This is a genomic window from Nonomuraea montanisoli (assembly GCF_013363975.1).
Taxonomy (GTDB): domain Bacteria; phylum Actinomycetota; class Actinomycetes; order Streptosporangiales; family Streptosporangiaceae; genus Nonomuraea; species Nonomuraea montanisoli.
In genome coordinates this window covers 91822-103990 of sequence record NZ_JABWGN010000016.1, presented here as the reverse complement: position 1 = coordinate 103990, position 12169 = coordinate 91822, and the positions used below count along the sequence as shown (strand labels likewise).

General features: G+C 71.5%; 10 protein-coding genes. 9 read left to right on the top strand and 1 reads right to left on the bottom strand.

What is annotated here, in order from left to right; translation table 11 throughout:
- Window positions 1-147: 147 nt before the first annotated feature.
- The 3 genes from thrC (at window position 148) to rho (ending at window position 4693) form a co-directional block, all read left to right on the top strand.
- Complete coding sequence (thrC, locus tag HTZ77_RS35220) at window positions 148-1206, top strand: threonine synthase (protein ID WP_175594075.1); 1059 nt, start codon at window positions 148-150, stop codon at window positions 1204-1206.
- Between the two features lie 72 nt (window positions 1207-1278).
- Window positions 1279-2196, top strand: a complete 918-nt coding sequence (gene thrB / locus HTZ77_RS35215) for a homoserine kinase (RefSeq protein WP_175594074.1) — start codon at window positions 1279-1281, stop codon at window positions 2194-2196.
- Window positions 2197-2653: 457 nt separating this feature from the next.
- Window positions 2654-4693, top strand: a complete 2040-nt coding sequence (gene rho, locus HTZ77_RS35210; protein ID WP_175594073.1) for a transcription termination factor Rho — start codon at window positions 2654-2656, stop codon at window positions 4691-4693.
- Window positions 4694-4833: 140 nt separating this feature from the next.
- On the opposite strand, the gene HTZ77_RS35205 is transcribed toward rho, so the two are convergent.
- Complete coding sequence (locus HTZ77_RS35205; RefSeq protein ID WP_175594072.1) at window positions 4834-5862, bottom strand: COG1361 family protein; 1029 nt, start codon at window positions 5860-5862, stop codon at window positions 4834-4836.
- Window positions 5863-6091: 229 nt separating this feature from the next.
- On the opposite strand from HTZ77_RS35205, the gene rpmE reads away from it, so the two are divergent.
- The 6 genes from rpmE (at window position 6092) to HTZ77_RS35175 (ending at window position 12000) form a co-directional block, all read left to right on the top strand.
- Window positions 6092-6310 carry a 50S ribosomal protein L31 gene (rpmE, locus tag HTZ77_RS35200; protein ID WP_175594071.1) on the top strand — a complete coding sequence of 73 codons (219 nt, stop codon included), beginning with the start codon at window positions 6092-6094 and terminating at the stop codon, window positions 6308-6310.
- Window positions 6311-6401: 91 nt separating this feature from the next.
- Window positions 6402-7454 carry a peptide chain release factor 1 gene (gene prfA, locus HTZ77_RS35195; protein WP_175594070.1) on the top strand — a complete coding sequence of 351 codons (1053 nt, stop codon included), beginning with the start codon at window positions 6402-6404 and terminating at the stop codon, window positions 7452-7454.
- Entirely contained in the window at window positions 7451-8314 is an 864-nt protein-coding gene (gene prmC, locus HTZ77_RS35190) for a peptide chain release factor N(5)-glutamine methyltransferase (RefSeq protein WP_175594069.1), read from the top strand. Before prfA ends, prmC begins: the two co-directional genes overlap by 4 nt.
- A 22-nt stretch (window positions 8315-8336) precedes the next feature.
- Window positions 8337-8993 carry an L-threonylcarbamoyladenylate synthase gene (locus tag HTZ77_RS35185; protein WP_175594068.1) on the top strand — a complete coding sequence of 219 codons (657 nt, stop codon included), beginning with the start codon at window positions 8337-8339 and terminating at the stop codon, window positions 8991-8993.
- Window positions 8994-9082: 89 nt separating this feature from the next.
- Entirely contained in the window at window positions 9083-11620 is a 2538-nt protein-coding gene (locus HTZ77_RS35180; RefSeq protein ID WP_175594067.1) for a hypothetical protein, read from the top strand.
- Window positions 11620-12000, top strand: coding sequence for a hypothetical protein (locus HTZ77_RS35175; protein WP_175594066.1), 381 nt, complete (start codon window positions 11620-11622; stop codon window positions 11998-12000). The genes HTZ77_RS35180 and HTZ77_RS35175 overlap by 1 nt, the downstream gene beginning before the upstream one ends.
- The last annotated feature ends 169 nt before the right edge of the window (window positions 12001-12169 follow it).

Sequence of the window (12169 nt, the reverse complement as noted above, 5' to 3'; positions counted from 1 at the left end):
GACTTTATCGGGAGATGCTGAGAATTTCCTGTAATGCGGGACACCCGTCGGAACCTCCTCGGGACCCGTCCGCCCTGTGGACGGCGGTCGGCGGCGCGCCTCGCCACCCCGTACACTCGGGCGCAACACCGCAGGCAGGGAGTCATCATGAGCAGGTCGTGGCGTGGCCTCATCGAGGAGTACCGAGAGCGTCTTCCGGTCACCACGAAGACGCCGGTCGTCACGCTTCTGGAGGGCGGCACGCCCCTGGTGCCCGCGCACCGCGTCTCGGCCCTCACCGGCTGTGACGTGTATCTCAAGGTCGAGGGCGCCAACCCGACCGGCAGCTTCAAGGACCGTGGCATGACCATGGCCATCAGCAAGGCCGTCGAGGAGGGCGCCAAGGCGGTCATCTGCGCCTCCACCGGCAACACCTCGGCCTCGGCCGCCGCCTACGCCGTGCGCGCCGGGCTCACCTGCGCCGTGCTCGTGCCCCGGGGCAAGATCGCCATGGGCAAGCTGGCCCAGGCGCTCGTCCACGGCGCCACCCTGCTCCAGGTCGAGGGGTCGTTCGACGACTGCCTGGAGATGACCCGCAAGCTGTCCTCCAGCTACCCCATCGCGCTGGTCAACTCGGTCAACCCGTTCCGGCTCCAGGGCCAGAAGACGGCCGCGTTCGAGATCGTCGACACGCTCGGCGACGCGCCCGACATCCACTGCATCCCGGTGGGCAACGCCGGCAACATCTCCGCGTACTGGATGGGCTACACGGAGTACCTCGCCGACGGCGTGTCCTCGAAGGCGCCGCGGATGTTCGGCTTCCAGGCCAGCGGCGCGGCGCCGATCGTGACCGGCGCGCCCGTCGCCCACCCGCACACGATCGCCACCGCCATCCGCATCGGCAACCCCGCCTCGTGGGACCTGGCCACCGCCGCCCGCGACGAGTCCGGGGGCGCCATCCAGTCGGTCACCGACCGGCAGATCGCCGCCGCGTACAAGCTGCTGGCCCAGGAGGAGGGCGTGTTCGTCGAGCTGGCCTCGGCGGCCAGCGTCGCCGGCCTGCTCCAGGCGCACGCCGCGGGGCTCGTCGAGCCGGGGCAGCGGATCGTCTGCACGGTCACGGGCAACGGCCTGAAGGACCCCGACTGGGCCATCTCCGGCGCCCCGGCGCCGGTCACGGTGCCGATCGACGTCCACGCGGCGGCCGCGGCCCTCGGCCTGGCCTGACCCGCGTCACAACACGGACGAGCCGGAACCCCGGCCCGCGATCGCGGCGTGTGGAGAGGAAGACCTGAACGGATGGGTAGCGTGCTGATCCGCGTGCCGGCCACGTCGGCCAACCTGGGCCCCGGCTTCGACGCGCTCGGCCTGGCCGTCGGCCTGCACGACGAGGTGGAGGCGGAGCTGACCGCCGAGCCCGGCGTCGAGGTGACGGTGCGCGGCGAGGGCGCGGGCGAGGTGGACCTCGGCGAGGGTCATCTGATCGTCACGACCATGCGCCGCGCGTTCGACCGCATGGGAGTCGCCCAGCCGGCCGGCATCCGGGTGAACTGCCTCAACCGCATCCCGCACGCCCGCGGCCTCGGCTCGTCGTCGGCGGCCATCTGCGCCGGCCTCCTCGCCGCCCGCGCGCTCGCCGCGCCGGACGCGGCCGCCGCGTTCGGCGACGACGAGGTGTTCGCGCTGGCCACCGAGCTGGAGGGGCACCCCGACAACGTGGCCCCGTGCCTCGCGGGCGGCCTGACCGTGGCCTGGATGGAGCAGTCCGGCGCACCGCGTATGGTGAAGCTGACCCTCGACGCGCGCGTGCGTCCCGTCGTGCTCGTCCCGGCGACACGGCTGGCCACGGAGAAGGCGCGGGGGCTGCTTCCGAAGGACGTGCCCCACAAGGACGCCTCCTTCAACGCCGGCAGGGCCGCGTTGCTGATCGCCGCGCTGACCCAGCGGCCCGATCGGGAGCTGCTCCTGGCGGCGACGGAAGACCGGCTCCACCAGCACTACCGCGCGCCTGCCATGCCCCGGAGCGCGGATCTGGTACAACGGCTGCGTGCGGCGGGCGTGCCCGCTGTCGTCTCCGGCGCGGGTCCCACGATCCTTGCGTTTTCGACACCGGATTCGCAGGATTTGATCGCGCCCGAAGTGGGTAATGACTGGCACATCCAGCAAATGGACGTCGACCAGGTCGGTGCGAACGTTCAGTTTCCCGAGACACGCTGATGCCTCTTTAGACCTCCAGGGAATAGCCGTGTGCGCTGGTGATGTTAGGCTGATAGCCGCACCAGATGCCCCTCTGTTGGGTGCGTGCTTGTCAGCCACACATCGCTGCATCATGCTTCACGTCGCGAGGCGTGGGCAGCGCGGCTGTCTCCCCGGAACCCGTCGCCTCCGGTTGGCCCACACCCGGTTGGCCCGACGCGAGGCGGCGACGACGGGGATCTGCGCGTTCGAATCACCTCGACATCTGGCTGGCGACAGCAATCTGGGGGGTGTCTTCCACGCGCCACCGGCCTGTGGCTGCCTGGACGAGCCTCTCCCGATGAGTGGCGACCGTCCCCAGCGGCGGCCGAAGATCGCAACGTGCACCCCGACCCGGTCTGTTGCTCCGGATCGCAAGCACCTCCGGGACGCCCGGCAGAACGAAACCGGCGCCCGACCCCTGGGAAGGACCTTTTAGTTGAGCGACACCACCGAACTCCTCTCCGACGCATCAGGCTCGCCTGCGCAGCCGGCGTCCGGCGACACCCCCTCCCGCACCGCGAAGCCTCGCGCGCGTCGCTCCGGCACCGGCCTGTCCGCGAAGGTGCTGCCCGAGCTGCAGAAGATGGCCGCCGAGCTGGGCATCAGCGGCACCGGGCGCATGCGGAAGAGCCAGCTCATCGCGGCCATCCAGGAGAAGCAGGGCGGCTCCGCGGAGGGCGCGAGCGCGCCCGCTCCCGTGGCCGAGGCACCCGCCGTGACGGACGCGGCTCCCGCGGCTGAGCGCCCCACCCGGGCCCGCAGGGAACGTTCCCGCGTCAAGCCCGCCGACGACCCCGCGCCGCAGGCCGCCGAGCCCGCCGCCGCCCCGGCTGAGCCGGTGGCCGCCGCCGCTCCGGCCGTCGTGGCCGAGCCGGCCGTCGAGCAGCCCGCGCAGTCCGGTGACACGGCGCAGGGCGACCCGCGTGGCGACCGGGGCGAGAGCCGCCGCGAGCGGCGCAGCCGCGGCGAGCGCCGCGAGCGTGGCGAGCGCACCGGCAACGACCGGGGCAGCGACCGCTCGGTCGGCGACCGCGGTGAGGGCGGCCGCGACGGTGGCCGTGACGGCAACCGCGACGGTGGTCGCGACGGCGGCCGTGACAGCCGCGACGGTCGTGACGGCCGTGACCAGCGCGCCGCCGACGCGGGCCGCGACCAGCGCGGCGACCGTGGCGACCGCGGTGACCAGCGCGACCGTGGCGACCAGCGCGACCGTGGCGACCAGCGTGGCGGCGACGACGACGAGCGCGGCGGGCGCGGTCGTCGCGGCCGGTTCAGGGAGCGCAACCGCGGCCGCGGCCGTGACCGCTTCGAGGGCGGCGACCCCGTGATCGGTGAGGACGACGTCCTCATCCCGATCGCCGGCATCCTCGACATCCTCGACAACTACGCGTTCGTGCGCACCAGCGGCTACCTGCCCGGCAGCAACGACGTCTACGTCTCGATCGCGCAGATCCGCCGCAACGGCCTGCGCAAGGGCGACGTCATCACCGGCGCCGTCCGGCAGCCGCGCGACGGCGAGCGCCGCGAGAAGTTCAACGCCCTGGTCCGCCTCGACACCGTCAACGGCATGGACCCGGAGCAGGCCCGCAACCGGCCCGACTTCAACAAGCTGACGCCGCTCTACCCGCAGGAGCGCCTGCGCCTGGAGACCGAGCCGAACATCCTCACCACGAGGATCATCGACCTCGTCTCCCCGATCGGCAAGGGCCAGCGCGGCCTCATCGTCTCGCCGCCCAAGGCCGGCAAGACGATGGTGCTGCAGTCGATCGCCAACGCGATCACCCGCAACAACCCCGAGTGCCACCTCATGGTCGTGCTCGTGGACGAGCGGCCCGAAGAGGTCACCGACATGCAGCGGTCGGTCAAGGGCGAGGTCATCCACTCGACCTTCGACCGTCCCGCCGAGGACCACACCACGGTCGCCGAGCTCGCCATCGAGCGGGCCAAGCGCCTGGTGGAGCTGGGCCACGACGTGGTCGTCCTGCTCGACTCGATCACCCGTCTGGGCCGCGCCTACAACCTCGCGGCGCCGGCCTCGGGCCGCATCCTGTCCGGTGGTGTCGACTCCACGGCGCTCTACCCGCCCAAGCGCTTCTTCGGCGCCGCCCGCAACATCGAGAACGGCGGCTCGCTGACGATCCTCGCCACGGCCCTGGTCGAGACCGGGTCCAAGATGGACGAGGTCATCTTCGAGGAGTTCAAGGGCACGGGCAACATGGAGCTCAAGCTCAACCGTTCCCTGGCCGACAAGCGCATCTTCCCCGCGGTGGACGTCGACGCGTCCGGCACCCGTAAGGAAGAGATCCTCATGGCCAAGGAGGAGCTCCAGATCGTCTGGAAGCTCCGCCGCGTTCTGCACGCGCTGGACATGCAGCAGGCTCTGGAGCTTCTCCTGGAGAAGATGAAGGAGACCAAGTCCAACGCCGAGTTCCTCCTGCAGGTCCAGAAGACCACGGTGAGCAACGACCGCGACTGACGCACGCGACGAAAGGGGCGACCGGGATCTCCCGGTCGCCCCTTTCGTGTCCCGGGGCGGTCTCAGGCTCCCGCGGGGACCTGTGCCGTCACGCGCGCGTGACGTTCCCCTCGGGGGTCCTCCGACCGCCCCCACCGATCTCAGGGACGGACGTCCACGAACTCCTGCGGCGACAGGGCGCTGCGGGCCGTGGACGTGCCCGGCACCTTGACGCGGAAGTAGCCGTCCTTGCGGGCCGTGTACGTCTTGACGTACTTGCCGGAGGTGTTGCTCTTGGCGAAGCCCAGCAGCCTGTACGTCTTGGCGCCCTTGGCCTTGAAGTAGACCTCCAGCCGCTTGCCCGGGTACGCCTTGGAGCCGCGGAAGACCTTGCCCTGGACCTTGATCGGACGGCCCTTGGCCGCCTTGGCCGGGGCGCTGATCGTCACCCTGGTCCGCGCCTTCTTGGACGCGCCACCGGCGGGGGCGTTCACGGTGAACGAGGCGACGCCCTTGAGGGCCTGGCCGCCCCGGGTGGCGGTCACCTCAAGGGTCCAGGAGCCGGGCGCGGTGTCGTCGGCGAAGTAGGTCTCGCCGCGGTAGGAGCCGTCGGAGTAGAGCGCGAGGTCGCCCAGGTCGAACGCCTCGTTGCTCTCGTCGCTGATCAGCTTGGCCGACACGGACGTGGCGTCGCTGACCCCCGCCCGCACCGAGACCTTGACGTCCTTGCCCTTGACGAGCTGCACCGGGTCCGGCTGGACCGACGCGTCGCGGATGCCCTGCCGGGCCGAGACGTCGATCGTGAAGGCGTTGTCCCGGGTGGCGCCGTTCCGGGTGACCTTGACGGTCATCCGCCAGGTGCCCGCGGGATCGTTCTTGCCGATGCCGAACCGGCCGGTCACGGCGGTCTCCGCCGCGGTGGACGGCCGGAAGTCGAAGCCCACCGGCCGCTCGGAGCCGCCGGGCGGCGTGATGGTGCCGTTGACGGCGCTGACGGTCCCCGGGTCCTTCAGCTGCAGCGTCACGGTCACCTCGACGTCCTTGTCGAGCGGGATGAACGCGTCGGACGAGGCCGCACCGGAGAAGTCCGGACCGGCCGTGGCCGCGTTCGCGGCCGAGAGGTGCACACCTCCGAGGAGAAGCACAGCCCCCGTAGCGGCCGCCATGAGCAGCCGCATCCCCTTGATCATCTGATCGCAATCCTTATGAGACGTAAGTGATGGTTTGTGCGGGTGGAGCCTAGTGTGCCGGTCATGACCCCGTCATAAGGATTCGCCATACGGACGGGGGAATGTCGTGTGGCCTGGGCTGGTTGAAGGATCTGGCACACTGGTAGCTGACCCGTAGCGGTTCCGGCTCCCGCCGACGCGCTCGGCGCGTTATCAGGCGACCCGGCGGCCGCACCCCGAAAGGACAGCAATGAAGCGCGACATCCACCCTGACTACAACGTGACCCAGGTGACCTGCACCTGTGGCAACACCTTCACCACGCGCAGCACCGCGAAGAACGGCGTCATCCACGCCGACGTGTGCTCCGCCTGCCACCCGTTCTACACGGGCAAGCAGAAGATCCTCGACACCGGCGGCCGGGTGGCCCGCTTCGAGAAGCGCTTCGGCAAGAAGCCTTCGGGCAAGTAGCTTCACCGACGCCGGCCCGGACGCACGCAACGGTGCGACCGGGTCGGCGTTGTTGGTGAACGGCCGGAAAACCCAAGCAGAAGGACCCACGGTGAACCTCGACGAGTTGCTCAAGGAGTATTCCGAGCTGGAGCTACGGCTCGCCGACCCCGCCGTGCACGCCGACCAGCACCAGGCCCGCACCCTCGGCAGGCGCTACTCCCAGCTCACGCCCATCGTCGCGACCTACCGCGAGCTGGAGGCGGCGCGCGACGACCTCGGCACGGCCAAGGAGCTCGCGAGCGAGGACGAGACGTTCGCGGCCGAGGCCGCCGAGCTGGAGGGGCGCATCCCCCAGCTGGAGGAGCGCCTCAAGCACCTGCTGATCCCGCGCGATCCCAACGATGACAAGGACATCATCATGGAGATCAAGGCGGGCGAGGGCGGCGAGGAGTCCGCGCTGTTCGCCGGCGACCTGCTGCGCATGTACCTCCGCTACGCCGAGCGGCTCGGCTGGAAGACCGAGATCATCGACACCCAGCCCTCCGACCTCGGCGGCTACAAGGACGTCACGGTCGGCATCAGGGCCAAGGGCGACGAGGGCGTGTGGTCCAGGCTCAAGTACGAGGGCGGCGTCCACCGCGTGCAGCGGGTGCCCGTCACCGAGTCGCAGGGCCGCATCCACACCAGCGCCGCGGGCGTGCTCGTCTACCCCGAGGCCGAGGAGGTCGACGTCCACGTCGACCCCAACGACCTGCGGATCGACGTCTACCGCTCCAGCGGCCCCGGCGGCCAGAGCGTCAACACCACCGACTCCGCGGTCCGCATCACCCACCTGCCCACCGGCGTGGTGGTCTCCTGCCAGAACGAGAAGAGCCAGCTCCAGAACAAGGAGTCGGCGCTGCGCATCCTGCGCGCCCGGCTGCTGGCCATCGCCCAGGAGGAGGCCGACGCCGCCGCGCAGGCCGAGCGCAAGTCGCAGGTCCGCACCGTCGACCGCTCCGAGCGCGTCCGCACCTACAACTTCCCCGAGAACCGCATCTCCGACCACCGCGTCGGCTTCAAGGCGTATAACCTCGACCAGGTCCTCGACGGCGAGCTCAACGCCGTCACCCAGGCACTCATCGACGCCGAGATGGCGGAGAAGCTCGCACAACACTCATGACATTTCTGCTGGACGAGATCGCGCTCGCCACCGCCCGGCTGGCCGAGGCAGGTGTGCCCTCGCCGCGCACCGACGCGGAGGAGATCGCGGCATTCGTTCACGCCGTGCGCAGGAGCGAGCTGCACACGGTCAGGGACGCCGACTTCGACGCCCTGTTCTGGGAGGGCATCGCCCGCCGCGAGGCACGTGAGCCGCTGCAGCACATCACCGGCCACGCCTACTTCCGCTACCTGGAGCTCAGGGTGGGCCCCGGCGTGTTCGTGCCGCGCCCCGAGACCGAGGTCATGGCCGGCTGGGCGATCGACACGCTGCGTGCCATGGACGTCGCCGCGCCGCTCGTCGTCGACCTCGGCACCGGCTCCGGAGCGATCGCGCTGTCGATCGCCCAGGAGGTCGCGCTGAGCGAGGTCCACGCCGTGGAGGTCGACCCCGACGCGTACGGCTGGGCCAAGCGCAACATCACCGAGCACGGTCAGGGCCGCGTGCACCTGCACCCGGAGGACCTCGCCGAGGCGCTCCCCGAGCTCAACGGCAAGGTCGACCTGGTCATCTCCAACCCGCCCTACATCCCGCCCGGCGCCGTCCCGCGCGACCCCGAGGTGCGCGACTACGACCCGTCGCGGGCGCTGTACGGCACGGGCGACGACGGTCTCGGCGAGGTGCGCGCCGTCGAGCGCACGGCCCGGCGGCTGCTGCGCCCCGGCGGCTGGGTGGCCGTCGAGCACGCCGACGAGCAGGGCAGCGCCGTCTACCTGACGTTCCCGGAGGATCACGGCTGGCGCGACGTCCGCCTGCGCCAGGACCTGACCCGCAGGGACCGCTTCGTCACCGCGCGGCTCGGCCAGGACGAACCTGACTAGCCCGACCGACTAGCTGACTAGGATGCACGCCGTGGCAACAACCTTTGACTGCACGGACCTCGAACAGCGCGCCGAGGGCCTGACCGAGGCCGCCGCGGCGGTGCGCCGCGGCGACCTGGTGGTGCTTCCGACCGACACCGTCTACGGCATCGGCGCCGACGCGTTCACACCCGCGGCCGTCACGGCGCTGCTGGAGGCCAAGGGGCGCGGTCGCGACATGCCGCCGCCCGTCCTCGTCGGCACCGTCCGCGCCGCCGGGGCGCTCGTCGAGGACCTCGGGCCGTACGGGCAGGACCTCATCGACGCCTTCTGGCCGGGGCCGCTCACGCTCGTCTGCAAGGCCAACCGGGCCCTGTCGTGGGACCTCGGCGACACCAAGGGCACCGTCGCGATCCGCATGCCGCTCCACCCGGTGGCGCTCGACCTGCTCAAGGAGACCGGGCCGATGGCCGTCTCCAGCGCCAACCGCTCGGGGGCGCCCGCCGCCGTCACCGCCGCCGAGGCCGAGGCGCAGCTCGGCGACTCGGTCTCCGTCTACCTCGACGGCGGCAAGACCACCGACAACACGCCCTCCACGATCCTCGACCTCACCACCGCGGTGCCGCGGCTGCTGAGGCGCGGGGCGATCCCCGTGGAGAAGCTGCGCGGCATCATCGGGTACGTCGCCACCGACGACTGACGTATACCGTCTGCTTATCCCGGCTGCGGTCGCGGCCTGCCTGCGCCTACGGTGACTTCCGGAGCGGCCACGACGTCCGGGAGCAGCCCATGGGCAAGTTCGACGGCATGGATCCTGAGCTGGTCCGTGACCTGCTGGCCGAGGTCGGGCGCGCGAGCGCCCAGATGCGCGCCGCCGAGGGCCGCGTCACGCAGACCATGACCCGCGCCGGGCTGCCGACGCGCGCCGCTCACCGCCCGAGCCAGGTCGCGGACGCCGCGGACACCATGGTGAAGGACGTGCGGGTACGGCTCGGGCTGCTGGAGAAACGCGCCGACGAGCCCCGCGACCACGGCCCCTCGGTGGGCGCCGACGCCAAGGACGACACCCCCAAGAAGGCCGACGAGCATCCCAAGCCCACCAAACCGGACGCCAAGCCTGACGACGAGCACAAGCCCGCCCGCGAGGAGGGCCGCGACGACGCCAGGACCGGCGACGACCACAAGAAGGGCGAGGACCACAAGAAGGGCGAGGACGGCAAGAAGTCTGCTGACGACCCCAAGCCCACCAAACCGGACGCCAAGCCCGACGACGAGCATCCCAAGCCCACCAAGCCCGACGCCAAGCCTGACGACGAGCACAAGCCCACCAAGCCGGATGCCAAGCCCGACGACGATCAGAAACCCGCTCGGGAGGACGGCCGCGACGACGCCAGGACCGGTGATCAGGACCGGCCTGCGAGAGACGACGGCCGCGACGACGCGAGGACCGGTGATCAGGACCGGCCCGCGAGAGACGACGGCCGGGACGACGGCGGGTCCTGCAAGGACGGTGACGACACCCGCACCGGCCGCGACGCGCGTACAGGGGAGGACACAGGCACCCGTGACGACTCCCGGGTGGGCGGCGACACCCGCACAGGCGATGACACAGGAACACGGAATGACACCGGCACGCGCGATGACGGATGCACGCGTGACGACACCCGGGTGGGCGGCGACACCCGCACAGGCGACGACACGGGGACGCGCGACGACGCCGGCACCCGGGACGACACGGGCGCCCGGGACGACACGGGCACCCGGGACGACACGGGCACCCGGGACGACACGGGCATCCGGGACGACGCGGGCACTCGCGACGACCTGGGCACTCGCGACGAGCCGAAGGGCGACGATCTGGGCAGCAGGCGCGATCGCGGCGCCGAGTCCGGCGCAGACTCGTCCGCCCTCGCACCGGCGGACCCCATCGGCACCCCGGACCCCATAGGCGACCGCGCCGACCCCACCGCCCCGCCGGATCCCGCGATCCCGGCCGACCCCGCGACCCCGGCCGACCCTGCCTCCCCGGCAGACCCCGCCTCCCCGGACGACCGCGTCGACACCCCCGCCGAGGACCATCCGGACGACCTCGACCCGCAGAAGCCGCGCGTCGTGGTCGTGGACGGCGTGAAGGTCCTCCAGGTTCCCATCGACCCGCCCACGGCCACGCAGATCAGCAACATCCTGGACAACCTCGACAAGGTCCAGCCCATCGAGATGCCCACCCCCTCAGGCGACGCCCACCCCGCGACCCCGGCCACCCCCATCGGTACGGCGCCTTCGGACGGCACGTCGATCGGCGGCGCCCACCCGGTCCACCCGATCGGCACGGCGCCTTCCGACACGACGCCGATCGGCGGTGCCCACCCCGTACACCCCATCGACACGACGCCCGGCAGCGGCGGGCATCCGGTCCAGCCGATCGACACGACCCCCGGTCACGCGGACGGCACCGGGACAGACCGTACGACCGGCACGACGCCTGGCCACGCGGACGGTACGGGGACGGACCGCACGACGGGCACCACACCTGGTCAGGCGGACGGCACCGGCACCGACACGGGCTGCGCGGACACCACCACACCGCGAGACGCGGACGGCACCACCCCCGACCGTGACACGACACCCGACCGCACCTCGCCGGACCGTGACACGACACCCGACCGCACCACCCCCGACCGCGGCGACACCACGCCCGCCCGCGACAGCGGGGTGGTCCGCGACACCACGCCCGGTCGTGACACGACGCCCGGTCAGGGCGCCCCCGTGGTCATCGACCCCACGGCCCCCGCGTCATCCGGTAGCTCGGGGGCCGCGGCCACCTCCGTCACCGCGGCTCAACCGCACACCTTGGGCGGCGCGCCGCAGGTCGTGTCCGCATCCGTAGGGCCTATCGACCTCGACGACCTCCGCGCCCTCCTCGACCAGTCCGCCACACCAGACCAGACGGCCACATCGGACCTGACAGCAACATCAGACCAAACAGCCACACCGGACCAGAGCGTCACATCAGACCAAATCGCCACCCCCGACCACCTCGTCACATCAGACCTGAGCGCCACATCAGGCCAAATCGCCACACCGGATCAGATCACCGCTCCAGACCAGCCCGGCCTCCCGGGCAGCGAGGCCGACGCCGACCGCCTCCCTGCCACTGGCGACCACCCCAACCCCGGTGCCCCAGCCACCGACCCCCGTAACGGCGACGACCCGACGACGACGCACCAGACGCCCCCGGCACAGCACCACAGCCACCACCACGGCCGCCACGACAGCCATGGCCACGGCCACCACGACGGACCCGGCACCCGGTACAGGAGCGTCTGATGGCATTCGCCGACCCGCCCGCCCCCCAGCCGATGCGCCCCGGCGAGACCCCGCCCGTGACGGGCGGCACCAATCCGCTCGACGTCCAGCCGAGGGCCTGGGAGTTCAACCCCGAGTACCAGCGCCTCGTGACCGCCTGGCAGACGGTCCACCCCCTCCTGGAGGAGCTCACGAAGGCCCTCGACAAGGCCTACACGCTCGCCAGAAGCCCGCAGACGTGGGACGCCCCCGTCGGGTCCCGATACGTCGAGGACATCGCTGAGTGGCGCTCCAGGCTCGCCCAGTACCGTCAGGCGGTGCTCACCTCGATCAGCGACGAGGCCGCCGACACGCCCCGCTGGATCCCCAGCTCGGCGGGCGCGCCCCACGCCTTCTCCTGACGAGGGCCGCCACGGCGGGGATCACGCCGAACCGCGACGCCTTCCCCTATGATCCGGAGCCTCGGGCGGGGCGGCGGGGGAGGTTCGCGAGCGCGTGCCGGCCGCCGCTGACCATCCGTCTGCCATATCTCAGCGAATATTAAGCTGGTCTGTGTCGTTTTCCGGTCAC

Excerpts from the sequence above, each read along its gene's own strand:
- thrC (WP_175594075.1), top strand. The coding sequence starts at position 148 with ATGAGCAGGTCGTGGCGTGGCCTCATCGAGGAGTACCGAGAGCGTCTT.
- thrB (WP_175594074.1), top strand. The coding sequence starts at position 1,279 with ATGGGTAGCGTGCTGATCCGCGTGCCGGCCACGTCGGCCAACCTGGGC.
- HTZ77_RS35205 (WP_175594072.1), bottom strand. The coding sequence starts at position 5,862 with ATGATCAAGGGGATGCGGCTGCTCATGGCGGCCGCTACGGGGGCTGTG.
- rpmE (WP_175594071.1), top strand. The coding sequence starts at position 6,092 with ATGAAGCGCGACATCCACCCTGACTACAACGTGACCCAGGTGACCTGC.
- prmC (WP_175594069.1), top strand. The coding sequence starts at position 7,451 with ATGACATTTCTGCTGGACGAGATCGCGCTCGCCACCGCCCGGCTGGCC.
- HTZ77_RS35185 (WP_175594068.1), top strand. The coding sequence starts at position 8,337 with ATGCACGCCGTGGCAACAACCTTTGACTGCACGGACCTCGAACAGCGC.
- HTZ77_RS35180 (WP_175594067.1), top strand. The coding sequence starts at position 9,083 with ATGGGCAAGTTCGACGGCATGGATCCTGAGCTGGTCCGTGACCTGCTG.
- HTZ77_RS35175 (WP_175594066.1), top strand. The coding sequence starts at position 11,620 with ATGGCATTCGCCGACCCGCCCGCCCCCCAGCCGATGCGCCCCGGCGAG.